Origin of the sequence: Bacillus changyiensis, assembly GCF_027706145.1 — a bacterium.
Classification (GTDB): domain Bacteria; phylum Bacillota; class Bacilli; order Bacillales; family Bacillaceae; genus Bacillus; species Bacillus changyiensis.
In genome coordinates, this window is sequence record NZ_JAQFWW010000004.1 from 215883 (window position 1) to 241003 (window position 25121).

General features: G+C 35.6%; 30 protein-coding genes, 2 tRNA genes and 2 pseudogenes. 16 read left to right on the top strand and 18 right to left on the bottom strand.

From position 1 onward, the window contains the following. Positions 1-1031: 1031 nt before the first annotated feature. Positions 1032-1490: a hypothetical protein gene (locus PDT38_RS14095; protein WP_270802498.1), complete on the top strand. Its 459-nt coding sequence runs from the start codon at positions 1032-1034 to the stop codon at positions 1488-1490. A gap of 98 nt (positions 1491-1588) precedes the next feature. Here the strand turns inward: PDT38_RS14095 and PDT38_RS14100 are convergent, their stop codons facing one another. Next, complete coding sequence (locus PDT38_RS14100; RefSeq protein ID WP_270802499.1) at positions 1589-1813, bottom strand: hypothetical protein; 225 nt, start codon at positions 1811-1813, stop codon at positions 1589-1591. Positions 1814-2145: 332 nt separating this feature from the next. Beyond that, positions 2146-2589 (bottom strand): cell wall hydrolase, encoded by a 444-nt coding sequence (locus PDT38_RS14105; RefSeq protein WP_270802501.1) that lies wholly within the window; start codon positions 2587-2589, stop codon positions 2146-2148. Positions 2590-2970: 381 nt separating this feature from the next. On the opposite strand from PDT38_RS14105, the gene PDT38_RS14110 reads away from it, so the two are divergent. The 3 genes from PDT38_RS14110 (at position 2971) to PDT38_RS14120 (ending at position 4697) form a co-directional block, all read left to right on the top strand. Next, complete coding sequence (locus PDT38_RS14110) at positions 2971-3507, top strand: NADPH-dependent FMN reductase (RefSeq protein ID WP_270802502.1); 537 nt, start codon at positions 2971-2973, stop codon at positions 3505-3507. A 166-nt stretch (positions 3508-3673) separates the two neighbouring features. Continuing rightward, a complete protein-coding gene (locus PDT38_RS14115; RefSeq protein ID WP_270802503.1) occupies positions 3674-4117 on the top strand; it encodes a hypothetical protein in 444 nt (147 codons plus the stop codon). A 295-nt stretch (positions 4118-4412) separates the two neighbouring features. After that, a complete protein-coding gene (locus PDT38_RS14120) occupies positions 4413-4697 on the top strand; it encodes a hypothetical protein (RefSeq protein WP_270802504.1) in 285 nt (94 codons plus the stop codon). A gap of 307 nt (positions 4698-5004) precedes the next feature. On the opposite strand, the gene PDT38_RS14125 is transcribed toward PDT38_RS14120, so the two are convergent. Further along, positions 5005-6237: a cytochrome P450 family protein gene (locus tag PDT38_RS14125; RefSeq protein ID WP_270802506.1), complete on the bottom strand. Its 1233-nt coding sequence runs from the start codon at positions 6235-6237 to the stop codon at positions 5005-5007. Positions 6238-6490: 253 nt separating this feature from the next. Between PDT38_RS14125 and PDT38_RS14130 the strand changes: the two genes are divergently transcribed. Next, positions 6491-6850 (top strand): MmcQ/YjbR family DNA-binding protein, encoded by a 360-nt coding sequence (locus tag PDT38_RS14130; protein ID WP_270802507.1) that lies wholly within the window; start codon positions 6491-6493, stop codon positions 6848-6850. 905 nt (positions 6851-7755) lie between these two features. On the opposite strand, the gene PDT38_RS14135 is transcribed toward PDT38_RS14130, so the two are convergent. Continuing rightward, on the bottom strand, positions 7756-8052 hold the full coding sequence (locus PDT38_RS14135) for a helix-turn-helix domain-containing protein (RefSeq protein WP_270802509.1): 297 nt from the start codon (positions 8050-8052) through the stop codon (positions 7756-7758). Positions 8053-8215: 163 nt separating this feature from the next. Between PDT38_RS14135 and PDT38_RS14140 the strand changes: the two genes are divergently transcribed. Beyond that, positions 8216-8371 carry a hypothetical protein gene (locus tag PDT38_RS14140; protein ID WP_270802510.1) on the top strand — a complete coding sequence of 52 codons (156 nt, stop codon included), beginning with the start codon at positions 8216-8218 and terminating at the stop codon, positions 8369-8371. Between the two features lie 49 nt (positions 8372-8420). Continuing rightward, positions 8421-9131, top strand: coding sequence for an alpha/beta hydrolase (locus tag PDT38_RS14145; RefSeq protein WP_270802511.1), 711 nt, complete (start codon positions 8421-8423; stop codon positions 9129-9131). A gap of 143 nt (positions 9132-9274) precedes the next feature. On the opposite strand, the gene PDT38_RS14150 is transcribed toward PDT38_RS14145, so the two are convergent. From PDT38_RS14150 to PDT38_RS14160, 3 genes are all read right to left on the bottom strand, one after another. Then, complete coding sequence (locus PDT38_RS14150) at positions 9275-9787, bottom strand: hypothetical protein (RefSeq protein WP_270802512.1); 513 nt, start codon at positions 9785-9787, stop codon at positions 9275-9277. Positions 9788-10123: 336 nt separating this feature from the next. Next, positions 10124-10279 (bottom strand): hypothetical protein, encoded by a 156-nt coding sequence (locus PDT38_RS14155; protein ID WP_270802513.1) that lies wholly within the window; start codon positions 10277-10279, stop codon positions 10124-10126. A gap of 130 nt (positions 10280-10409) precedes the next feature. Further along, positions 10410-10482, bottom strand: a tRNA-Arg gene (locus PDT38_RS14160). 495 nt (positions 10483-10977) lie between these two features. Between PDT38_RS14160 and PDT38_RS14165 the strand changes: the two genes are divergently transcribed. The 8 genes and pseudogenes from PDT38_RS14165 to PDT38_RS14200 all read left to right on the top strand — a co-directional run bounded on the left by PDT38_RS14165 (position 10978) and on the right by PDT38_RS14200 (position 16914). Further along, complete coding sequence (locus tag PDT38_RS14165) at positions 10978-11067, top strand: putative holin-like toxin (RefSeq protein ID WP_270802514.1); 90 nt, start codon at positions 10978-10980, stop codon at positions 11065-11067. 1100 nt (positions 11068-12167) lie between these two features. After that, on the top strand, positions 12168-12605 hold the full coding sequence (locus PDT38_RS14170) for a DUF5082 domain-containing protein (RefSeq protein WP_270802516.1): 438 nt from the start codon (positions 12168-12170) through the stop codon (positions 12603-12605). Continuing rightward, complete coding sequence (locus PDT38_RS14175) at positions 12602-12862, top strand: DUF5344 family protein (RefSeq protein WP_270802517.1); 261 nt, start codon at positions 12602-12604, stop codon at positions 12860-12862. Before PDT38_RS14170 ends, PDT38_RS14175 begins: the two co-directional genes overlap by 4 nt. Positions 12863-12882: 20 nt before the next feature. Further along, positions 12883-15015: a T7SS effector LXG polymorphic toxin gene (locus PDT38_RS14180; RefSeq protein ID WP_270802518.1), complete on the top strand. Its 2133-nt coding sequence runs from the start codon at positions 12883-12885 to the stop codon at positions 15013-15015. A gap of 4 nt (positions 15016-15019) precedes the next feature. Beyond that, positions 15020-15445 (top strand): hypothetical protein, encoded by a 426-nt coding sequence (locus tag PDT38_RS14185; RefSeq protein ID WP_270802519.1) that lies wholly within the window; start codon positions 15020-15022, stop codon positions 15443-15445. A 186-nt stretch (positions 15446-15631) separates the two neighbouring features. Continuing rightward, positions 15632-15997, top strand: a complete 366-nt coding sequence (locus PDT38_RS14190; RefSeq protein WP_270802521.1) for a hypothetical protein — start codon at positions 15632-15634, stop codon at positions 15995-15997. A gap of 430 nt (positions 15998-16427) precedes the next feature. Further along, positions 16428-16526, top strand: a pseudogene (locus tag PDT38_RS14195) (hypothetical protein); the annotation flags it as partial. 3 nt (positions 16527-16529) lie between these two features. Further along, positions 16530-16914: pseudogene (locus tag PDT38_RS14200) on the top strand (SMI1/KNR4 family protein). A 143-nt stretch (positions 16915-17057) separates the two neighbouring features. Here the strand turns inward: PDT38_RS14200 and PDT38_RS14205 are convergent. The 3 genes from PDT38_RS14205 to PDT38_RS14215 form a co-directional block, all read right to left on the bottom strand. Further along, positions 17058-17984 carry a peptidoglycan-binding protein gene (locus tag PDT38_RS14205; protein WP_270802522.1) on the bottom strand — a complete coding sequence of 309 codons (927 nt, stop codon included), beginning with the start codon at positions 17982-17984 and terminating at the stop codon, positions 17058-17060. Positions 17985-18045: 61 nt separating this feature from the next. Further along, entirely contained in the window at positions 18046-18309 is a 264-nt protein-coding gene (locus PDT38_RS14210; RefSeq protein WP_270802523.1) for a phage holin, read from the bottom strand. 98 nt (positions 18310-18407) lie between these two features. Beyond that, entirely contained in the window at positions 18408-18665 is a 258-nt protein-coding gene (locus PDT38_RS14215; protein WP_270802524.1) for a hypothetical protein, read from the bottom strand. 145 nt (positions 18666-18810) lie between these two features. On the opposite strand from PDT38_RS14215, the gene PDT38_RS19495 reads away from it, so the two are divergent. Next, the gene (locus PDT38_RS19495) at positions 18811-18984 is read left to right on the top strand and encodes a hypothetical protein (protein WP_394356279.1); all 174 of its coding nucleotides are present in this window, start codon (positions 18811-18813) and stop codon (positions 18982-18984) included. Positions 18985-19102: 118 nt separating this feature from the next. On the opposite strand, the gene PDT38_RS14220 is transcribed toward PDT38_RS19495, so the two are convergent. The 8 genes from PDT38_RS14220 to PDT38_RS14255 all read right to left on the bottom strand — a co-directional run. Then, a tRNA-Arg gene (locus PDT38_RS14220) sits at positions 19103-19176 on the bottom strand. A gap of 111 nt (positions 19177-19287) precedes the next feature. Beyond that, positions 19288-19809 carry a metallophosphoesterase gene (locus tag PDT38_RS14225; protein WP_270802526.1) on the bottom strand — a complete coding sequence of 174 codons (522 nt, stop codon included), beginning with the start codon at positions 19807-19809 and terminating at the stop codon, positions 19288-19290. Beyond that, the gene (locus tag PDT38_RS14230) at positions 19806-20405 is read right to left on the bottom strand and encodes an XTP/dITP diphosphatase (protein WP_270802527.1); all 600 of its coding nucleotides are present in this window, start codon (positions 20403-20405) and stop codon (positions 19806-19808) included. Before PDT38_RS14230 ends, PDT38_RS14225 begins: the two co-directional genes overlap by 4 nt. Before the next feature lie 25 nt (positions 20406-20430). Continuing rightward, positions 20431-21171, bottom strand: coding sequence for a ribonuclease PH (rph, locus tag PDT38_RS14235; protein ID WP_270802528.1), 741 nt, complete (start codon positions 21169-21171; stop codon positions 20431-20433). Between the two features lie 102 nt (positions 21172-21273). Continuing rightward, positions 21274-22371: a GerMN domain-containing protein gene (locus PDT38_RS14240; RefSeq protein ID WP_270802530.1), complete on the bottom strand. Its 1098-nt coding sequence runs from the start codon at positions 22369-22371 to the stop codon at positions 21274-21276. A 90-nt stretch (positions 22372-22461) separates the two neighbouring features. Further along, positions 22462-23202, bottom strand: coding sequence for a sporulation protein YunB (gene yunB / locus PDT38_RS14245; protein ID WP_270802531.1), 741 nt, complete (start codon positions 23200-23202; stop codon positions 22462-22464). A gap of 517 nt (positions 23203-23719) precedes the next feature. Then, the gene (locus PDT38_RS14250) at positions 23720-24502 is read right to left on the bottom strand and encodes a thermonuclease family protein (RefSeq protein WP_270802532.1); all 783 of its coding nucleotides are present in this window, start codon (positions 24500-24502) and stop codon (positions 23720-23722) included. A gap of 173 nt (positions 24503-24675) precedes the next feature. Further along, positions 24676-25121, bottom strand: a 446-nt coding sequence (locus PDT38_RS14255; RefSeq protein WP_317134955.1) for a group II intron maturase-specific domain-containing protein, incomplete at its 5' end; no start/stop codon positions are given.

Consider the following 25121-nt stretch of genomic DNA (forward strand, 5'->3'; position numbering starts at 1 on the left):
GCGGCTTTGTTAAAGATTTTTGATTAGGAATTCAAAATCATCTTTTTTCAAATTTTAAAATGCATAATATGATGGCTGATGCGATTAAACTGATGACGATGAAAAGATGTCTAATCTAAATATATTTTTTATTCCATTCACGAAAAATGACCATAAAATATATATGTTAATAGCACTAAGTGTCAACCGTCTGAACCACCTAGGGATAAGAAGCCAAGCTTTTAGGATCTTACCTGAAAGTTTCCCCATTTCTCCCTGCCGCTCTAAATGTTAATGTATTAACGGTTTAACCGTTATTTGGTTATCTTTTTTCGATATGGTTTTTTGCCCCTTTTATTTATTTTAAGATACGTAACATTAATTACTAGTATTAACAATCATCACAAGTCCATATGTAATGCCAAATAGATCTCTGCATTGCTTATGATGACGCCCTTCCATGTCGTACGCTTTTTTCCTGAGTACCATATTCCCGCCAGTCTAAAAACAGTGTCATCTTGCTCACTTGCCATAAACTCTTTTATTAGTCTGTATGCTAAATCTCTATTTAAATAATTACAGAACGGAATCACTTACAAATTCATCACTAGGATTTACGATTGGTTTTTCGATCGGGCCGTGATAAGTAATCAAATGTTTCACTTCCTTTTTCACTGTATATTGCAGCAAATTCTACAGTGCATGTATTTTAGCGTTCTTGTATTTTTGCAATGACGTGCGCGTTTTCAAAATTTACAAATCAAAGTCACCGACAGTATTTATCAAAAATAAGAATATAATTGCATGTATAATTGATGGAAAAAATCAAGTATGAAGGGGGCCCAATAATAGCATTGTTCGAAAAATAGAAAGATGATTGAAATCTTTTTGTACTTAAAAACATCTGAGCATCACAAATGTATCATTATTTGTTGTAAAACCTATATAAGGAAGATTTGTTAACACAGATTTTACCCTAGTATTAGACACTACTCCGCCTTCACAGTTTTACCGTATAATTGATGTATATCAAAATTAAAAATGAGGTAACTATGAAAAAATTCCGAGGAAAGAAAAGATATTTTCGAAATTTATGGGACATTATCGAATCGTTTGATTTAGAAATTGATAATGAATCATGGTTTAATTTTTCGCATACACATCTTGATTTTTATGCAGTTGGAGAACACACAATCAAAATAAGGAGAGAGCATATAAAAGCTCATATCGCTTTATATGATGTAATCTTAAAACAACTCGAAACATTTGGTAAACCATATCAATCTTGGATATGTATTCACAAAAACGACCCAGGTTTAGATGCAGTATACATTCATTCACCAAACCCATATAACAATTGCTTTCCTTATAAAAACGAAGAACTAAATTGGGCTTGTGAAATACCCAAAACCTTCAAAGATTTAATTGACCTTGATAAATTCAATTTTTCCTACTATGAATTTGGAGAAGTATATTATATTCAATCAAAAGATAAAGGTATTGCATTATAAATTTTTTATATAAAAACAATTTTAAGGAATTCTGGACTAATGGAATAAGAATACAGACTTGAGTCTGGAAAGAACAGTGGAATTTAGTTTAACCATTATCATTCATACGTCTTATACGTTCTTTCTTGATTTACAATTTCGTCAACGAATGAATCTATACTTCCAACAGACTTATGTACTCCATGAACATGATAAAATATCGTGGTTGTGTTCCCAACTAAATTCTTTTCTAAAATTACCCTAGCTACAAAAACCTCTTTATGTAAATCAAAGCTCCATTTTTCGTGAACGTTATCTAAAATTTTTTCTCGTTCTGGTGACAAAATAACCTCACTTTTGTTAATAACAGTTGTCTATTTTTTTGGTAGCAAATTCATCAATTTGATTTTCTTTGTTTATTTATTTTTAGTTTTTGATTTAAAAGTTTTTGTCGGTCATTCATTATCTCACCGCTAACTAATCCTACCTCTTATCAGCTATAGTGATTATACTATCAATGAGAAAGAAGAAATGTCTAAGAGAGGTTTGGTTAAAAACATTTAAACACCAATGTTGAAGTTGTTAACAAAATTTTAAGGACAATACATAATTAATCATTCTAATATATATTGTCCTTTTACTAATATATCATTCATCTAAACTCGTTCAAGATAAGTTAACTTCCAATATAAACACTTTCACATGTTCCAGGTTTGGGTTCATAATAGCAATGATTTTTAAATTGACCAGTTAAAGGTTGACCATACCATGTTGGAGGACATGGACCATATGGATTAAAATACCAAAGAGCGAATTTCCCTGGGTGTTGTCTCCAATAATCTAAATTTTGTTTTGCTAATTTTTTTTCAACACTTCTCGCTCTTTGATAAAATACATTACCTTTTTGAACAGCTTCAAAAGAATAATTTCCTCCTTGCACTTGATAAATGACTTGTGGAATTGTTCTTAAGTCTTTAAAGTCTAAACAATTTGCTTTAAGACGATTAACAATGACATTGCCAACATATAACATCCCTAACTTTCCTTCACCTTCGGCTTCCGCTCTCATCATCCTTGCCATTAAGTCAACGTCCGAACTTCGATAGGCTGCTCTTGGCATTTTTCCACCCCCTACACATGGTATGAAAAAAAATGATGTTCATGTCATCGTTTATTTCAGTTGTTAAGTAAGGTTGAAATAAATTGACCTTGGGTTAGATTTACTAAATGCTCTTATAAAAGACCATAAAGTTCTTTCATTGTTTAAGAGGTTGGTTGGCATTACATCTTGGGTGTAGGAGCCTGTACTAGTTGCTTTCGATGCCATAAGATGAACAGAGGAAAAAACTAATCCATAATCCAAAGTACTCCAAGATTTTTGTTCAGAAAGCTAAAACCCAGTCAAAGACTTTTTTCCTCTTTCTAATCCTTTTATCTCGGGAGTTCATTATTTTTGACGCCCCTATATTTCAACAGGTATTCTGTCTGTAGAGGTGATAATATGAGAAAGATCGTGGCAATTTCCGGGAGCATCCGAACGGGTTCATCTAACACTAACATATTAAAGGCTTTAGCAACCTTTATTCCTGAAGATATTGAATATACGCTTTATAATGGAATAAAAGAACTTCCCCATTTCAATCCAGATGTCGATCAAATGAACCCACCAGCTGTCGTTAAAGATTTTCGAAAGTTGCTAAATGAGTCACATGCACTTATTATTTGTACACCAGAATACGCAAAAAGTGTACCAGCAGTCTTGAAAAATTCACTAGAATGGCTTGTTTCTTCAGCCGAACTTTATAAAAAACCAGTAGCTGTTATCACAGCTTCTCCATCAATAACGGGAGGAGACAAAGCACATGAGTCTTTACTGCTTACATTAGGTATGCTTGATGCTACTATTGTTAAATCTGGATCGCTATTAGTTCCAACAGTACGAACCAAATTTAATGACGATGCTACAGTAACAGACGAATCTACTAAGCAAGCACTTATTGCTTTAATTAATAGTATTGTCGATGAAATACACCATTGATTTGTGTGTTAATTGAAGGGCCTTAATGAAGGCTTTTTTTGTTACTTTGAAAAAGTTTAATACTAAAATTTGTGTCTAATATATGAAATTCAATTTTATGGAAAGGATACTTATTTGCTCCATAGAATTCTTTTAATGTATCAAAATTTAAAGGAGGAAGTTAACGATGATTAAAAAAATGGGATTACTTCTGGTATTAACAACAGGTATGTTACTGTCAGGAGCTGTTGGAGTATCGGCTGAAACAACTCACACCTCAAAAGCTCAATCGATTAGCCCCATCAAAGTTCACCCGCAAGGCATGGCCCATACTAGATATGAAAAAAGAGGAGACAATTACTACTTTAAAATCTTAGCTTTGCAATCTCCATTTAATCTAAACTATTATCTACGAGTTGCTTGGACAAATGACAACAAAGAACCAAACAGCTATAATACGATTACTTATGTGGCTGCGACTGCAACTGGAAACTCATATGATGTAGTATCCAATGGAGTAAGCACTTCAGTAGTAGAACATTATTTAACCTCTGGAAAGGATACAGTTTACGGTTGGGCTAAAGCTAAAAATGGGAAATGGTATTCAGCAGGTGCCCTTCCTTTTAAATAATTTATAGTTGAGTTTCCACTCATTACACTTTGTAAGGTGGGATCGACATCTCCATCCCACCTTACAGCATAGGAAGAAAAACGACCCGGCAATCCCACAATTAAAATATTGTAACTCAGGAGCGACGCTGCAAATAAGGAGGTCGTTTTTTTATTGCGGCTGGGAATAATAAATTGTCCATTTTTTTTAAAAAAATAAAATGATTAGGCTATGGTACAAACGCCTAAACATAAAAGGCAAACGCACATATATAGGTAATGTATCGAAAAAAATACAAGAAAAAGGTGAATTGTTTATGAACTACGATTATTACGATGGTTACTATGGCAATTATTCTCGTGCTTTTGAGGGTTTAGTCGGTCAATTTCATTCTCTTCCTGTTAATTTAACATTACCAAATGGTCGTGTGCTTCCTGCTGGTACACGAGTATTTATACACAGGGTAGGATATACTCAAGCTGGTCAAGAATTAGTTACAATAGTATTCCCATTTGAAGTTGGCGGGAACTGCATAGGTGGTTCTGCTGTAGTTTCAGCTACGCAACTTGGAGGCGGCGGCGGAATCCAAACATTTAGATAAGTTGTTATCTCATTATGATCTTACATGCTTGCAAGTCTGGAAAATTCAAAAGATCAAGCGAGTGGTGTCATATCTAAGTGAAATACTCTAAACAATTTAAAGAAACTCATTGGACTTATTTTCAAAATCATAATAAAATTCCAAAAAAATCGTTTTCAATACACACTTTTAACCTGCTATGTTCTGAACAACAGAAGAAGCCTCACAACCTGTTGATCAATGGGTTTGAGGCTTATCTGCTACGACAGCCCAAGATAGATTCGATTTCCACCGACTTTTAATAGACCGATCCATTAATGGGGTAAGCTTAGAAACATAATGGCAACTCTTCTAAAGCTCTCATCAGAAAAGTCCCTTTCCACTTCATCTCTTCCCTTTCACCTTTGAACCTGATATTGGGGAAACGTTGCAATAATGTAGAAATAGCAATCTTCGCTTCCAAACGGGCAAGTTGTGCGCCAAGACAAAAGTGACTACCGTGACCAAAGGCGATATGACGATTGTTTTTTCTTTCAATATCAAAATGATCAGCATTCGGAAATATCTTTTCATCACGATTAGCAGATGCTAGTGAAATGATTATCAAATCTTTTCTTTTTATTTCTTGCCCATGCAATATAAACGATTCAGCCGCCCAACGCATAGTTGTTAATTCAACAGGACTATGAAATCGCAATGCTTCTTCTATAGCAGAATCAATTAAATCCGGGTGTTGATGGAGCTTTTGTAATTGATCGGGGTGACAAAGTAGTGCAAAAATCATATTTGTCATTAAGTTCACAGTTGTTTCATGCCCTGCAACAATAAGGAGCATAATTGTCGAGAATAACTCGTCTATGTTTAATTTTGTTCCTTCGCTTTCCACTTGGATAAGTGAACTGATTAAATCTTCTGCAGGTTGATTCCTTTTTTTATGAACTAAACATTTCAGATATTCTGCAAATTCTCCTATTTTTTCATTGTTTATTTCTAAACTTTCGGGCGTGTTGGAAAAATCAATAATGGCTTGTGACCAAACCCTGAACTTTTGTTGATCTTCAAGCGGAATACCAAGCATTTCACTGATCACAATAATCGGTAAAGGAAAAGCGAAATCACCTACAATGTTTATGGAATGATTGTACTCCACTTTATCTAATAAAGTATTAGTGATTTGTTGAATTCTATCTTCAAGTTGTAAAATAACGCGAGGGGTAAATGCTTTTTGGACAAGGGATCGCAAACGGCTGTGATCAGGGGGATCTGAGTTTAACATATGTTTTGTTAAAGGTTCCTCATTTTCTAAAAAAACAGGGCGGTTTTCATTTTCAGTTAACACATTTTCAATATTCTTCTTTAATCTTGCATCTTTTAATAGATATATTGCATCATCGTATTTCGTGATGAGCCAACCGTTACCCATATCTCCCAAAGATACCGGATAAACAGGATAAGTTGTACGTAACTCTTTGTAAAAATCATAGGCTTCGTTTTTAAATTCTGTTGAAGACAACTGCATTTCTGACAACACGCTGTAGCTCTTTATATTTTTTAAAGTCATAAACCAACCTCCTTCTTTACCTGAGTTTTGTTAATTAAACCCTATGTTAACATTATAAACCATAACAAAGTGATTTAGGAAGATATGAAAACCACTTTTTGAAAATTGGATAATGCCTTTTTAATTTTTTAAACAGAAAGTTGCCATAGACTCATCATGGTATGAACCCGAAAATAATTCACATAAACTATCAGTACATTTATAATAGAATTGTTAAATAATTTATGACCAATTTTCAAAAGGAGAACTTTAAATGGTAAAAGAAAAATTACATTCATATTGCTTGAACTTACTTGGAACGACACATGATTATCAAGAAGATTGGCAAGCGGATCGTTATCTAGTCGGCGGGAAGATGTTTGCCTTAATAGGTACAGATTCTAAAAAAAAGCCAATCATAACTTTAAAATGTGAACCGAATTATGCCAAAGAATTAAGAGAGAATGATGAAGGAATTATTCCTGGCTATTATATGAATAAAACACACTGGAACTCTATTTATTTTGACGCAAATTTATCTAATGAATTATTAGAACATCTTATTTTACATTCATATAACTTAGTATTTGAAAAATTAACAAAAAAAGTCCAAAAACAATTGATGTCGAAGTAGTCATAGCTATGAAAAAATATGAACCAACCCGCTTCATTTAAGTTCGTAATGGGGTTTCTTGCCCTTTAGAACTTGTTAAAACCTCATATTTCCAATCTTCACTCCTATCTTAACTGCTGTTGACTTTACCGTTCAAAATCAGGTGATTTCAAGTCCGTCATTCACTCAGTAGTTAAGATTTCGAAACTATCAACCTAATTGATCCGTAAAATAACGAATACTTATAAGGGGAACCTCCCTAAAACTTGTGACATATCGCAAAACATTTGGATCGGTACAATTATGCAGCACACAAAGATACGGCTCCTAATTATCAGTTGATCTCGTATTTCGTCTTTACATACTAGAGGCTCCGTATGAGATACACATTGTTAAAAACTTTTTTCTATTACGCTATAAAAGGCATAGACGCCGCTCGTTCAGATACATAGCTCCGAAAAGACCACGAGTTTCTGGCATTTATTCTCGTTATGTGGACGACCTCACTTTCGTAATTATCCCGTCATTAAACTTTATATTAAATCTCTTCGAATTTACTCTTTCGCCATTGAGTACAAGTAGTAATTATAGCACTAAATTCCTCTTCAGCTTTACTGGCTCCTTGATCGCATGCCATGCTTCAACGAATGGTTCCGGATGTTCTTCGACTCGCAATAAGATTCCGTAGTATTTTATAAATTTCGTCTGCTTCAAAATAACGGTCCATTGCGGAGTAGATTTCGCTTGGCAACGCATTTTTAAGTCCGGAGGACGGAACCATATGTATTACGTGATTTTTTGAAAGATTAATAGAATGTGATGGTTCATTCTTAATTTTCGACCTTTCAACCGTTGCCCCCGTAGCCTCTGACGCTTCCTCTCGCGTGGTCATTGTCGACTGTTCAATCGGTAAAATAACGATGATATTAGCGCCGTCCACCGTTAATTTTCCTGGTCGTTGCGATCTTTTTGATAATCGAAAGGAATGCGAGTTTGTTAACGACACGCCGCGCTGTCTTGACGGACTTTCCGATCAAATTCGCTAGAGTGTCTGCTTTTAGATGTGCTGCCCCAGCGATCTTGACCGCATAACGAGCAATCGTTTTGAGTGTTAAGCGATCGGTGTCGTTTAATTCGTATGTATTTCGTTTAATATGTTCGTAGACAGCTGCGTTAAGTTTGGCCGTCGAGTCGAACGTTTGATGTTCCGCTAAATAATGCATAACGATTCCGCCTTCTGCAATTTACGTTTAACGCAATTATAATTACACTAAACGAAATTTACAATTACGGTTTGCGTAATTTTTTCTTTATCGTATACTACGGTTATATAAAGCGAAAGGGTGGGACAAATGCGTCTTCGTCTAAAAGAGTTGCTCGCAGAGCATGGATACGAACAGAAAGATATCGCAGACGACGCGAGCAGTAAGTGAATTATGCTCAGGTAAAACGAAAAGATATCCGAAGGAAACACTTGAGAAGATTATTGATAAAGTTAATATCACTGATATGAATGAATTATTTGAAGTTCGAAAAGAGTAGAAGTTTTAAAAAAAGGCTATGTTTTAGATAGATATGGAGGATAGATGTAATGATAAGACATAATTTAAAGATAGAAAATATTCCAGCAATTTTGTGGGGTGACACATCAGATAAGTTATTTATAGTTGTGCATGGTAACATGTCAAATAAGGCAGATGACTCGATTATTGTATTTGCAGAAGAAGCAACAGCAGTAGGTTATCAAGTTCTTAGTTTTGATTTGCCTCAACATGGTGAACGTAAAGATGATACTTATCTTTGTAAAGTTCAAAACTGTGTTCAAGACCTTAATAAAATTATGACATATGCAAAATCATTATCAAATAATATAAGCATTTTTGCTTGTAGCATGGGAGCATATTTCAGCCTATTAGAATATTGTCATGAGCCATTGAATCAGTGTTTGTTTCTCTCTCCTGTGGTAAATATGGAACGTATAATAAATAATATGATGACATGGTTTAACGTAAGTGAGAGTAGACTAAAAATAGAGAAAGAAATTTCCACACCTATTGGGCAAACTCTCTATTGGGATTACTACTGTTATGTGAAAGAACATCCTATTATTGCTTGGAATCATCCGACTTCAATTCTCTATGGTTCAGAAGATAATCTATGTGAGTTTGACATTGTATCTGAATTTGCTAAACGTTTTAAATGTAATTTGCAAGTAATAGAGAATGGAGAACACTATTTCCATACTCAGGAACAGTTGCAGCATTTCAGACAATGGCTAAAAAACCATATATACGTTAAATGATAATAGAAAATGGTTGATGTATAACCTTCTTTAATAGCAAAATTAAGAAAAGTCAAAATAGCTTCTCTTAAAAGCTATATAATTTCAACGTTATTTTAAAACATAGCCTAAGAAAATAACGCCCCAGCTGGCTAAAGTTAGGGTTAATTTTTATTTAATACGAGATGCTCGTAATAATGGTCGGCAACGGTTTTAAAGTTATCGCGATCAAAATTGTCCCAATTTCTTTCATCGTTGGTTTTGAGTTCAATTTGAATAGATAATATTTTTTTCGGTTCTGAATTACCTTTCGTATCAACTAACGGGAATTTCCATGTAAGAATAACTCGACCTACTTTTTTATTCTCAAATATTTTTGGAAAAAGCTCTTCGGCTTCTATTAGCATACCTTTTTTAATCATGTTTGTGGTGAGATTGTCATTTCCGTTTAATGTCACGCTGACAGTTCTAACGGTTTTCGTATCTGACTCCAAAAGATCTGATACTTCTAATTCCTGAACCTTCGGAACATCACCGGCTTTTTTACCGACAGTTTTTTTAATTATTTTTTCAATTCCTTCTTTACTCTTTTCTTCATCATTCACGGCTGTTTCTTCTTTTTTAGCTTTTTCTTTTTTATCATTTTTTACAAATTGATCGTTTTTCGGTTTTTGCACTTCACTTTCCTTGTCTATAGATTTTACTTTTTCTTTATCTACGTCAACTTGAAAAAATTAGCTTTTTCGGATATGGACTCTGTGTCACTACCCAAATATTGCAATCGAAATAACTACGAAGCTAATAACAACGCGAATAATAGGTGTCCAGCGTCCATTTTTATTAACCCACATTAGAATTAAGCCTATTGGAAAAAATACAATTATCAATAGTATAGTGAACCAATTGTTTTATAAAACGGTGTTTCTTTCAATTCTCCCCCTCCTCATAGGTAAAATTATACTCACCGGTAGCCCTCCGATTACACAAGCGCCCGTATGAGCCCGCAAAATCCATTATTTATTCTGCCGCGTTATCGTTCCAAGTGCGTTTTCGATAGTAATTCGGTCACTTTCGCACATTTTAGGCGGATTTACCGAAGGTTTTTGCACCCGAGTCAAATCGGAAAAACCTTCGTCGATTGTGAAAATCGGTTTCTTTTTCGTCAACAAAAAACGCCTCCTACTTCGTTTAATTGAACGGTTCAAATTTGCGTCGGTTTTTTAATTGACCGATACATTGACCGTTACATTTAACGGGTAGAAAGCGTATATTGACGGGCTTTATTGCCCAATTACGGGTACGTCCCAGGAGAGATTTGAACTCCCGACCGACGGCTTAGAAGGCCGATGAACCTTATAGACACTATAGGACATTCCTTAATCAAACCCCTTTTAATTCAAGGTTCTTTACCCTTCTTTACTGCCTATAGGAACTAAAAATACCTAGTTGGGAGTGAATCCGCTCCCAATTTCCCACCTTACTCTACTCAAAGAAAAAACTATTGATTTCTCAAAGAGTTTACGAGATTTCACATATAACAAGGGGGACTACAGCTCTTTATACTTTTCAAAATGATATTGTCTGCTCTCCTACAATACAAGCTTCGACATCAGAATGGCATCATTTTCATAAAGTTAATGTAGACAATTTTAATAAACTATTAAGCGATCTTATTTACCACCTTTTGCCCTAATAAGTTGACCGAAAAAATAAACTCTTGACAATATAGACCGTATAATAAAATTCGACCCACTTTGTCAAGAGATTTTAAGCTTTCTATTTCTAGATGTGGTAAAATATTCAATGTACATAGTCTTGGCTCACTCAAGGGAAGCTGGCTCATCCCCTACCCTATGGAAAGGGGGTGATGCTAATGACAACATTTCAAGCGATCTATTTAATGATTGCTTTTGGCATGTTTATTCTTGCCTTGTTGTCTTATATAAAACAGAAATAAACTTCCCTTGAGACCTGCGAAAGTTTTCGAGAGAAGTTTATTTCAAAAGTTTCGTTATTTGAGCCAGCCCGTTGATGGGCCACTTTGTACAATGGACTCGACTGCTACCAACAGTCGGGTCTTCTTTATTTTATGCATTTTCTTTAGAAGTTATCCTTATCTTTATGATAAGTCAAGGAAAATTTTTTTGCAATGGGGTAGCGCCAAAAACAGATTTATTCAGAATGGAATGTAGAGTCGTAATTAAGGGAACAAAGATGAAGCAGTAAAGGTCACTAATTCAATACAAGAATATCAGATGGCGCATTGACAGTTCTATTTAATAAAAGAGCAAAATTGTTAAAATTCACGACTACAGGTTGCTAATATACCAGCGCTTCTTTAACGTGAAAAAGGTGTCCAATAGTCAAAAATCAACTTATTGGACAGCCCCCTCTAAAACACACTTTAATCTAAATACTATAGAATTGAACAATACCTATAACCGCTCCAAGAACAAACAATCCAAAAATAGTCCACAAAGCAATTTTCCAGCCTTTTGACATTTCAATCCCTCCTAAAATAATAAAATATATTTTAACACATCGATTTTAAAACTTAACTTTTCCACGCTCTTGTATAAGTTCTAACTCTATTCTTATTTCCTACAGCTTTTAAGTGTAAGGTCCCCAGACCAACAAGACTTAAAAGAAAATTGGAGTTCTATTTGTTTTCTTATACAAATTTAAGAGCCTGATGATCATGAAGGATTTTGTGAATAAAAATCTGGATATCCCTACAGAAAGGGAGGTACTTCCTACTAAAAACAACTTTTCAGTAAGTAATCCCTCTACTATCACCAAACAGATAAGTCCATACTCGTCAGATGTCGGAAAAGGTCTTTTGAACTGTTATCTTAAGGTTAACTCTGAATTCAAGATAGTATCCACCATTGACTAAGTCTATTTAACTATCCAAAATAAGAACATTAGTTCTTTTTTTGATCAAAAAGGGGCTTAAGGTCTATTTCAGTCACATTGTTTTTATTCTATTATTGAGAGTGCGGAAAAATGTAGGGATATATTTGCCATTGCATCCTTTTTAGTATTGAGGTGAAACAAATGAGTGTTAAAAGTGCATTGAATAACTTTAGCAGTAAGATTATCCAAATGGATGATGCTACGGATGAACTAATTAGAAAATTAAGAGCAGCAAAAAAAGAAATTAAGAAAGAACATGAAGATGGTATTGTTGAAATTAGACAGATTTTGAATCCACATCTTGATGAGCACTGGACTGGAAAGTTCGGTAAGAGCTTTGATAAAGAGCGAGATGAAGCCCATACAGAAATGCATAATATCGTAAATGAAGAGTACTTAGAGTATATAGAAACTATTGAGAGTGAAATTTCTAGATTGCAACTTATAAAAGGAGAGCTTGAAAAAGCAAGAATAGCTACCTTGGCGGCACACCTTTTATTGGAACAAGGAAAAAAAGAGGATGAGCTAAACAATAAAATAAGCTCAATTAAAAATACATGGAGTGAATGGTTTTCATGACAACTATCAAACTGAAACATGACATTGTTATCAAAAGTCTGGATGCTGTAATACGAGAACTAGAAGCTATAGATCTGGCAGAGCTAGGCTCTTTGGGCAAAAATAAATTATCCTACACGACAAAGTACCACAGCCGAGAGAAATCCATCGATAAAATGATTGACGAATACAAAAAAGCGGTTGAAAAGAATGTCAAGGATGTAAAAGGCAATGTCGATTTATTGAAAGAACAGGACAAGGCGATTGCCAGAAAATAAACTAGGGAAAGGGAAATTCGATGGCCAAAGATAAAAAAAATAAAGATATCGACTTGGACAGTTCCGTTAAAGTCTTTGAGGGAAGTACTTTAATTAAAGCAGCCAATAAACGAAAAAAGCAATATGAAGTTCTTGAAGATCAGCTGGATAAGCTAAAAAAAGCTTTTCTCGGAGTGGTTAATTTAGGTGATAATTTCACAGGAAAAGGCGCAAATAATATTAAAGACTTCTTTAGTGGGCAGGCAGAGGTTGTTGATAGCTGGTTAATTCTTGTAAAATCACAGATCGCTTTTTTTAACGGAATTGAGCGTATAATTGAGGACAAAGAACTATCGGATTCATACATAGAAATGTCTTTTTTAAATTCAGAGCTCAACATTGCAAACACAAAATCGCTCCAAATTGTCGCGGATCTGCACAATAAAATGAGTAAGATTATATCCAATGTAAAGGATAACGTTAACATACGCTTGTGGACACCAGATAATTTCTCAGACAAAATGGCAACAGCGCAAGTCACGCGGCTAAATGCTATGAATGCTGTAGATGAGATTGATAAATCTCTGAAATCTGAATATACTCTTTTAGAAGGGGAAGACATTAGTGTACTCGAAAAATATACAGCATTGATTCAATCAACAAGTAATGGAAAAAGCGCATCTCCCATGTATTTTGATAAGAAAGCTTTTCACAATAATAAGTTATATAAAAATTCACGAGAAATTGATAAGCAAGGAACTGAATATATCAAAGCGAAAAAACAGATAGAAGAAGCAGAAAAACAAGAGGAAGAAAGAATAAAAGAGCTAAAGGAAAAACTTGATGATATCCTAATTAGTGATGATGAATATCTGAAGATTGCAGCAGAACTTGGAACTGAGAATCTTACAAAAAAGCAAATACAACGCTATGCTTCACTTAAATTCGAAAAAATGCAGCAAGAGAAGACTTTCGAGGGGCGCATCCAAAGAGGCATCGAGCAAGGAACGAAAGAAGTATTTCTCGATACAATGTCAGGAATACGAGATACCATAGAAAATCCAAAAGAGGCGTTAGAGGGCATTGCCTACACAATCCAACATCCTCAAGAAACGTTTAATGCTATTGGAAAAGACATTAAAGACTCCTTCGTGAGAGACGTCATCAATGGTGATGCAGAAAGCAGGGCAAAATGGTTTACCTATGGTGCTGGAACAGTCGCGTTATCCGCTGTCGGAACAAAAGGAACTGACAAAGCAGTTAAGTTAGCACAGGCTGGAAAGCTTGGCAAGACTGCATCTAAATTATCTAAAGTCTCTAAAAGAATAGAACACAAGTCGCTTAAAGTTCAGAAGAAAGCTCTTGAAAAAAGTGCAAAATACTTCGAGAAATCTAAGCAAAGAGTTGCTGCAAAATTAAAAGGGCTACAATTAAAAAATCCATTTGAGTCGAAGTTGCAGTTTGCAGGAATTTCTATGAAAACTGCTGCTGGTGAAGGTAAACTCCCTCATAAAATGTCGAATTCTAAGTCCCACCATTCGGCACACAAAATTGAGAAGAATCACGATCCGATTCATAAGGTTGAGAAGAAAAAAGAAGCAACGAAAAGCACTGGAAAAGTTACCGAAAAACACGAAGGCAAGAAGGTTCAAAAAGGCAAGCATGGTGATGTAGATGCCAAAACTCCTCATCAACCAAAATCAAAACCACACGAGCCTGTTCACAAGGTGGAAAAGCCTCACGAGTCTAATAAAGGTGCTGGAACCGTTTCTGGTAAGCATCCTTATGAGTCTTCTAAGCAGAAGAAGCATGAGCCTAATAAAGAGGTAAAGTCTATTCCAAAAGATGCTAATAAAAATGTTATAGAGGCAATCAATAAATATAAGAAACTTTATAAAGAAGAAGTGAACTATATAGACTGTTCAGAGATCGCAGACGACCTTTTTGAAGCAGCTGATGGAAATGGGAAGTTATTCGAGATAAAACCGAAAAAGGGAATACTGCATGTTGAAGAATACGGGAAATTACAGAAATTCGAATATCATACAGTTTACTCTGATGGTAAATATATATATGATCCTAGATTTAGTGAGTCTCCAATCCTTGAGGGAGATTACTTTGATTTAATAAAAAGTAAAAACCCTAACGGTATAACAATAAGAAAGGAAAGATAAAACAATGTGTTCAAACTCTTTTATACTAGCTGATTATTTCAAAGAAAACTTTCCCATAAAGCAAATGCGCCACGGTATGTATGATGAGGAGGATATATACTATCAAATTCCAAAATTAGTTTTTAGGTTTGAAGAAAATGCTGACCAAAAAAATTATGTTGAATTAAAAAAGTGTATTGAATCTTTTAAAGGCAATCTAGAATGGACCTTATTTCAGAGCTTCATAGCAAAAAAAGTGAAAAATTATGTGATAGCTCCTAAAAAAATATTTGAAATGCAAAAACAGCTTTTTGAACAAAACAGAAGAAGTACTGAGAAAGATTATTTTACAGAAGAAGAGTACAGGTTCCTTTGTGAAAAAGGTATTGAAGATATTCCAGACTTAACTAAACATATAAAATCAGTTTTTAAATTTCAAAATGAAAATTGATATCAGCCCTCTTCACAGAGGGTTTTTTTCATACAAACATCCTTACCCAAGTAGCCCTTCCAGCAATCCCATCCACAGCCAGACCAAAAACACGAAGGCAAGAAGGTTCAAAAAGGCAAGCATGGTGATGGAGATGCCAAGACTCCTCATCAACCAAAATCAAAACCACATGAGCCTGTTCACAAGGTGGAAAAGTATCACGAGTCTAAGATTGAGAAGAAAGTTGAAAGTAAGAAAGATGTTCAAGATACGGGTAAAAGTATTAAGAAACTAGACAAATTATCACCAACTGATTTAAATAAAATGTCCCTAGACGAGTTAAAAGAGTCTTTACCTGATGGTTGGTCATTCAATGCCAATGGACCAAACGGTAATGATTTCGTTCATATTAAAGATCGTAACGGACAGTATAGGATTCGAATTGATCCACCAGATAGAGTTACTAAATATGATCACATGCCTATTTATGATGAATCTGGTAATTCTTTAGACATTAATAGGAAAATTGTGGATTATGATGCTCCAGCTGCACATATTCCATATAAAAGATAAGGAGTAATGAAATGAATAAGAACAACTTATTAACAATGGCATTATTGACTCACCTTTAACCAAGTTTGAGATAAGTGACTATTATGATAAAGTTACAATAGAGTATGAGAAAAGTACTTTTAAAATAAACTGTACTTTTAAGAATTGCTTCGAAACAAATTTCAAACACGATTTATCTTATACAAAACAAGAAAATGACTATAAATATTTTGTTCAGGATATTGTAATAACCGAAAAAGATAACTTTTTCTATATTCACATCTCGGCTTGGCCTTTTGATGGAAAAATCGTTTGTAAAGAAATTGATATAGAGAAAACTGGAAAATAAACAACTGACCTTATTGTTTGTTTAAAAAGGCCCAATAAAAGGGCCTTTTTTCAAACAAACAACCTTGTCCAAGTAACTCTCCCCGCAACCCCATCCACAGCCTGGTGGAATATACACCCTGCAAGATTTCCGAATGAACATCAATCTGTTATTCATGGTACTGGATCACCAGCTAATAAGCTGTTTAAAGGAGGTAAATAATTTATGAAATATGACTTCATTAAAAACCAAGCCGGTAATCAGTTTTACCCGGTAAGCGAAAAAGAAATTGAAGAAACTAAATCAACTCTAGGACTAAAACTTCCTTATGATTTAAGAGAATTCTTTATTGAAGTTGGTTATGGTTTTTTAAGAAAAAAATCTGAGTACAATATCAATCGTATTATGGGACCAGCTTCTATAAGAGATGCTAGATTAAAAGTTAATGATTTTGAGTTTTATCCAGATATAGAAGTTTATGAAGAATTTGAAGAAGATAAGTTGATTTTTTTTGAAGCAAATGAAAGTCCCCTGTTACTAAGCTGATTCTTTAGAAGAGTTTTTGATTAAAATTATGGAAGATGATAGCTATTATATTGATCTAGAATAAAACTAGAATCTATATAGTTAAAACATCTATGTTTCTTTTCATGAAATAAATAAACTACTTAACTTTGATTGGACTATATACCTCTCAAGTTTCATAAAAAGGGCCCTAAAAGGGCCTTTTTATTACTTCATTAAAACTTCTAATTATACAAACAACCTTGTCCAAGTAACTCTCCCAGTAACCCCATTCACCGAAAGACCATTCGCCTTTTGAAAAGCTCTCACAGCCTTCTCAAGTCCATGACCAAAGATAGAATCAAGACCATTCACATCATACCCCTTACAGATCAACATCGCTTGAAGAATCCAAGTGATATTTCCTTTCGCTCCCTTACGAACATTTACGACAGCCGCACGAGTTTTCGGTCCCCAGATCCCATCAACGACAAGGCCTGCATGAAATTGCTTATCTAATTCGCTCTGGAAGCCCTTAAGCAAAGCTTTATATGTTTCGGGTCCTTGATAACCGTCTACTTTAATATTAAGCTTATATCGTTTATTCAAGGTACTCTGAATGGTTCTAACAATCGCACGACCACCACTGGAAGATGACCTTTTTAATGACTGCTTTTTAGTTGGTTTAGGAATGGCAGGTGTTGTGTTGTTTACTTTTGATACAAGAACCGGACGTTTACCAGCTTGTAATTGACTCAAAGTTAAACCGCCCATCATCTCTAAATGTGGGTAATCTTTAAAGCTCCTCCAGTCCCCTCCCCATGCAAACCCTAAAGCCTTTGCAATTTGAGCGACTCTTTTCCATTTGGAATTAACAGTCCAGATCGCTGTTTTGCCATCTGAGGATAATAGAACATAATCGACTGCTAAACCGTAATTGTGATTGGACTGTCCAGCTCTAGCATTAGTCACAATCTTCCCTGGCGCAGTACGTCCTTTCGCATACAGCTTATTTTGTTCCGCAAAAGAACGATAGCCAGATGTCATCTGTACATAAATACCCTCTTTATAAGATCTTTTAATCACTTCGATTGCTGTTTCTTTCACAACTGGATGGATTCCCGAACCCATATTCCGAACAGAACGATCAATCAATGCTTGTAATGATACCGCCATTGTAAAACACCTCTATTTTTTATTTTTGACAATAAAAAGAGACTGCCAACCGGCAGCCCTCTCATTTTGTTAATCCGTTTTGTTTTAACACTTCTTTTTGTTGCTTACCTTTCTCTGTGACATAATTGTTTTTATACCAAGCCACAACTGCCGTAACGATTGTAAACACTGTAGAACCTACCAAATATAAAGCATCTGCCACCGTGTTGACTTGGTCTTCACTAATCGGCAAAGCACCCTTTCCGAACATCATCAAAGTCTGATTCACCATTGCAATAAAAAGAAGCACCGTCCGAATGACTGTGCCTTTGTCAACGTTTTTCATATTATATTTTCCTCCATGTCTGTCTCTGTAATCTCCATGTTTTCAATGTACCATGCGGCTGGTACGTTTCTTCGTTCGATCATTTATAAACCACCTCATTAAACTACTTCATAGAAAATCAACAATCTTACTGTGATTTTTTGGGACTCGATGTTGGACGTAGCGCCTGTTCCTCTCATAAACATTTTAAATCCGCTAGATGATTGATTTTCGATTCCTACTGTAATGGCGTTTGAATAGGCTCCATAAGGTTGAGCGAAAACAGCGAAAATATTTTCTATTTTATTAGTCGAACCGTCACCGGGAACTTTATAGTCAAAACTTGTGTATCCATAGGCTCCTCCGTTCATAGGCATTATGAGAGTCAATTCATCAAGAAGAATCCCTAAACAGTGTTGCAGACTCTGATACTACCGAAAACGGCAGGATATGAAGTGGACGTTTTGTTTCCGCCTTTGATTTATTCGATTTCATTCTCTAAGACATAGCTCTGCTACTCATTTGATAAATGAAGGAGTACATGCAAAAGTAATCCAAGAAAGATTAGGGCATACAAAAATGGACACCACAATGTCGATATATGCTCATGTAATTGAAGAGGATGACCAAAAATCAGCCACACATTTTGACGATTTTTTCAAGAGCCAAACAGCGGGTGGAAATTCAAAAAATTAAATTCGCTCCCAATTCGCTCCCAAAACTCATATTCAAGCCAAAAACCGAACAGAATCCTCCAAAAATATAAAAGCCCCAAACCCTTGTATATCAAGTGGTTTGAGGCTTTTATGCTGTACGTCCCAGGAGAGATTCGAACTCCCGACCGACGGCTTAGAAGGCCGTTGCTCTATCCAGCTGAGCTACTGGGACATGATGTTTATTTTTTAAATATCAGCGACAAGATTTATTATATGCGCTTTGGTCCATAAAGTCAACAGGTTTTTTCATTTTTTTGAGGATGAGGAAGAAAAAAATTCTTCCTCATGAATTTGATGACATTTCGTAATGGTTTGTTAAGCTTTCTATTTCATGTCCGTCTAAGTTATAAAAGCGGACAGTTGCTTGATCATTGTCAATACTTAGTATAGCATAGGTTTTATCTTTTCGCACTCGCGGCAGGCGGATACTGCCGGGATTAATCAGCAGTTTTCCGTCCATCAGTTCGCTACCAGCGATATGGGAATGGCCGAAACAGATGATATCGGCTCCTAGTTCATTGGCTCTATAATAAACATTTAAAAGTGATTGCTTAATGCCATACAGATGTCCATGTGTAAAAAAGAGCTTTCTTGACCCGACTTGAATCATCATCTCATCTTTAAAATCTGCATAAAAATCGCAGTTTCCTTTTACTGTATGATATGGAGCGAGTGCTGGGTGAGCTGGGTCAAGCTCTGAATCTCCACAATGGATTTTCATGTCTGTATCCTTTTCATGCCGTTGGGCGATCGTTTGTAGTTCATCTTCTAGACCGTGGCTGTCACTGACAATCAGAACCTTCATTTTGGTTCCTCCTGATCCAATAATATAGATAGTTTTTCTAACGCATCCGCTCTATGGCTAATTTTATTTTTCTCCTCGTTTGAAAGCTGTGCCATTGTTTGATCTTTATCTTTGACAAGGAAGATCGGATCATAACCAAAACCGTTATCTCCTTTTGGTGCTTCGGTTATATATCCTTCAACAACACCTTCAGTCGTTTTCGTTTTTTGGCCTGGGACACTTAAGGCAAGCGCACATCTAAACCTTGCTGAACGGTCTTCTTTTATTGTCCCTTCAAGTTCTTTCAAGACCTTATTTAAGTTGGCAAGATCATTTTTTTCTTCACCTGCATAACGGGCAGAAAAAATCCCTGGACTGCCGCCAAGATAATCAACTGACAAACCTGAATCATCAGCAATCACCATCTTACCAGTCGCTTTTGAAATTGTTTCTGCTTTTATAATGGCATTTTCTTCAAAAGTCTGTCCGGTTTCTTCAATATCTTCTGTATAACCGATATCTGATAAAGATTTGACATCATAGCCCCTCGGTGTAAGGATTGCTTTAAACTCTTTAACTTTCCCTTCATTCTTTGTGGCAATGATCACTTCTTTCATTTTTCTATCAAACCTTTCTCACATTTTATTGTTGAATGTCAGCAACTACATCTCCAAGAACTTCTTTTTGTTTTTCAATCAGCTCCATGATTCCTTTTTCAGCCAGAACTAAAAGCCCATTCAGTTCGTTTTTTGAAAAAGTCGCTTCTTCTCCTGTTCCTTGAAGCTCGACGAAACGCCCTTCTCCAGTCATGACCACATTCATATCAACCTCTGCACTTGAATCTTCCTGATAATTCAAATCCAACATCAATCCTTGCGCTTGATCAATTCCTACTGAAGTCGCGGCTAGAAAATCCGTGATCGGCATCTCTTTTAGTGTACCGTTTTTAACAAGCCTTCCAACAGCCAAAGTCATGGCCGTAAATGCACCAGTGATCGAAGCAGTTCTCGTTCCACCATCCGCCTGAATGACATCACAATCGATCCAAATCGTTCGCTCTCCTAGTTTTTCTAAATCTACTACTGCTCGTAAAGCTCGTCCAATTAGCCTTTGAATTTCCATCGTTCGACCAGAAATTTTTCCCTTTGACGATTCTCTCATTGTTCTCTGATTTGTTGCTCGAGGTAACATACTGTATTCTGCTGTAATCCAGCCCTTCCCTTCCCCTCGCAAAAAAGGCGGAACGCGATCTTCTATAGATGCATTGCATATCACTTTAGTTCCGCCAACTGTGATGAGTACCGATCCTTCGGGATGTGTGATAAAATCGAGCTCCATTGTTACAGGACGCAATTCGTTATGTTCTCTTCCATCATATCTCATAGTTAACCTCCGCTTATATGTACATCACTTTCAAACTGAAAAAAGAAAGAGGCAGCACTAAACGCATACCTCTTTTTTTTATAGTATATCAAAGATTCCTTATTAAAAACTACCTGTGTTAACTTGACTCGGTCTTGAAACAGGCTTTGAAAGTTTTTCGCCTTTTTCATTTACAAGATCGGTCTTCCCATTTATCATAACAGACACTTTTTTTATATCTGGTAACTCTGTTAATGTTAAAACAATACTGTTTAACACCTCATCTGAGATCACTTTTTTCTCTCCATTTGCACTTCCGTAGATTGCCTTATTAAAGTCCAATGTTACATGCCCATCTTCAATTTTCGGTTCGCTGTTAAGTTTTACATTTTTTTGAAAATCAGACAACAAACCGCTTTTTTTGCTTGGGCCATCTGTCAGTTCTTTAATTGCTGCTGTTACTTGATCAGGTTCTTCTGATCGTTTTGTCACAGGTACATAATATGGCCCTTCGTCAGATTCAGCCAAATAATAAACAGTCACAGGGTGTGTAGCCGTCATATCAGCTACAGCAGACATTTCTAGATTAATACCATCCTTCCGACTGAGATCTGCTGAAATCGGTGTACCATTGACTGGCATTTCTTTTAACTCATGGCCGTTCATACGAAGCTTTACTTTATCAATCGAATGAAATTGTGTCAGCGTCCATGTGATAGACTGCATAATTTTTTCTTCGTCTTCTGCCTTATAATTTTTAAATTCATTGGAGAAATCAGCAACTGCTGTCCCATCTTCTTTGATGTCAACGTTTACCGTTGTGTCCGCCGGTAAAACCGCTCTAAATCCATTAGGAAGAATGTTTGAAACAGGTCCTCCTTCAACGAGATATTCGAGTGCCTGTTTTGCCGTCCCTTCCTGTTTTGGAAGTGGAAGTGTCTGTGGTGTGACATAACCCTTTTTATCAATCAAGTAAAGTTCTCTCATCACTGTGTCATTCGTTTTATCTTCACTGGTCTTTTTATCGTTTTGATTGTTTGGTTTTTCTTCTTTTCTTTCCAACTGTTGATCTTGATTTTTATCCTCTTTTACATATGTGATATCCTGCGGCGGATCGATTTCCTCCGAGGCTTTGTCTGACTGGAATAACCCGCACCCAGAAAGAAGTAGCGCGGAAGCCAAGACAGTAACCGCGATTCCTTTCATTCCTTTTTTCAGCATGCTTTCCCCTCCTAAGACAGTTTGTACTGCTATGTATACGAGCCTGTTTATTGAATTAGACCCGTTTTTCTTAAATTCATTGGACTTAGGTTATTTACCTTTAGGAGGTAAAGTAATAGCCGGTGAACCATTTCCATTATAATCAGGAACTTCACCAGGAATAAATAAATCACCTACTTTGATGTTTGATACGATAGACGTATCTTCAGTTAAAGAAGGAATCGCCACTTGAATTTCAACATTGATACGTACAAATATTTCTAAATAAGTATTGTTAATACCAGTACTCGTTAGTTTTGTCTTTAATTCTGGTTCGACACTTCCGAGAAGAGTCATGTTGATAGGCATTTTAGGACCAAGATTTGCAAACAAGGCATTTTGGGTTGCTGCGCCTAAGGGAATATAGTAAATAACAGATTTGTTATTTTTCGTTAAAGCATTCTTAGATCCTTTCATTTGGTTTGTTTTGACTCCAAGATTGTTTTGAATTCCTTTTGTCAAGTCTGTTAAAAGTTTATTATAAATTGATGGATTGAAACTATAAGTCGGTTTATTTTTATCACCACTTTCATGTATAATGATTAACTTATTAATATCAATATCCTTTGCATGGTGATGGATCGCTTCATTAACAGCTTCTGTTGCTGTATCTTTCACTTCATGTTTAGCAACACTCATGATAATCGGTTCGATAATAGCAGACACCACCCATAGCGAGCCTAGATTTATAATTAAGAAAATAACACAAGTTGCTAAGAATAAATGTTTAGGAGAGACAGGTCCCCTATGCTTTAACTTTAACCTTGGTCGATACCTCTTTCGTAAAACCACTGCTCTCCCCCCTCTTACTTATCACTATGCGAGTCCTCTTTTAAGTTTGCCAGTTGTTTTCATATTCAGGATTTGCAAATCCACTTTCTAGTGAAAATGTTGCTACAGAAAATATTGAAGGAAAGATGAATTTCACTGAACAGTGGGATTTCATCAAAACGGTGTAGTGCTAAGAAGTATTGGAGGCATTAAATGGATATGATGTCCGAAAAATCAAGTTTATTTATAGAGAAAGTATTATTTTTTTCCGGCTAACACTTTCGTGAAGCCTTCGCTGAAGTCGCTAGGTTAAAGTCATATGAGATCAAAATCTTGTTGGACAAAAAGATGAAGTATTATATCGTAACTGGTGCATTAGCAAAGTTGGGAGAACTGAAGAAAGTATTAAACGGTTAGAAGTTTTCCGTTTGTCAGATGATGAAGCTAGCTTTAATTTTGGGCAACTCTAAAAGTTTCGGGAATTGTTCGGATAATATTAATTCTTAGATAGAGAAAAGCCCATTTTTGGGCTTTTCATTTAGCGTTCACAAGCGTATTGATCATGATCTCGATCAAATTTAGATTGGTAGGCAGGATGAGAACGAGGTACACCATTTGGATATTTCTTTCTTAATTCAGTGCAATTTTTAAAAACTTGGGAAGCAACTCGTTTTTTAGGAGCACTCTGTTTTGGAGCTGGCTTAGACTTTTTAACTTTTTTAGATGTACTAACAGCGCATCCTTTAAATCCTTTATTCGTCACATAACTAGAATGACGCCAGATACCAATATTATTGTTTTTAGCAATACTCTCAACTTTTTTATATTGTTTAACATATTTTGTATTTGGCGGATACACATAAGCTACTCTGGCAAGCCCAGCTTTCAGTAGATTTTCTTGAACAGATCTTCCGTCAACATATACATAGGCTAGTAATCTTCCATATTTGTCAGTACGGTTTCCTTTATCGAATTCCAATTGAAGTTTACCTTTGCTGACCAGTTCTCTATTCTTTTTTGAAGCGTCTTTCCCATATGGCTGAACACATGTATTTGGCTTCTTAGTTTCTGGTGTATCAACCAATAAATAGCGAACTGTTTTTTCTTTACCTTTGTATTTAACTTTAATCGTATCCCCATCGACAGCATGAACTAGAGTGACAGAGACACGTTTTGTGCTATTAACTTTTCCTTGTTCCTTCTGTGTTTTCGTTACTTTTTGAGCTGTAAGAACTTTTTTCTCCCCTTGATCCTTAAAAGCACAACCTGCTAATGAAAAGCTTATTATGAATGCAATGCATGCCAAAATCCACTTCTTCACTTTGAAATCCTCCTATTCTTCAAACATATATATAATCAACTAAAGAAAACAAAATTTCAAGGGGAAAATAAAATTTTGCGACAACCAAGCTAATCGAGTAGAGGGAAAATAATTTAATTATTTTCGCCCCTCTCACACCACCGTACGTACGGTTCCGTATACGGCGGTTCAATTTATATTACAGTGTGTACTTTTAGATAATGTTCTAAAGCAGAGGGAAGTCCCCTCTGCTTTAGTCTTTTGTTTGAGATTGCTCTTTGAACAACTTTCGATAGTCCGATGTACCGGTAACCTCTTCGGCAGAGAGTTAATCCGGTCGCCTCTTCCTTAGGAATCCCTAATTGAACAAGCGATTTAATTTGTTTCTTCGGTACCTTCCATTGTTTCCAGATGATAACTCTAATTCTGGAGCGAAGCTTCTTATCTATCTCAGTCATTGCTTTTCTCATATTTGAGATTCTAAAGTAATTAACCCACCCAATTATGACTTGTTTTAACTTTAAAACTCGGTAGTCAAGCGGTACACTCCCATTTCGCTTTGTTAGTTTCCGAAGCTTTCTTTGAAATTTTTGTACGGATATTGAATGGGGTTTTACTTGGTATTTTTGATTTTTTAAAT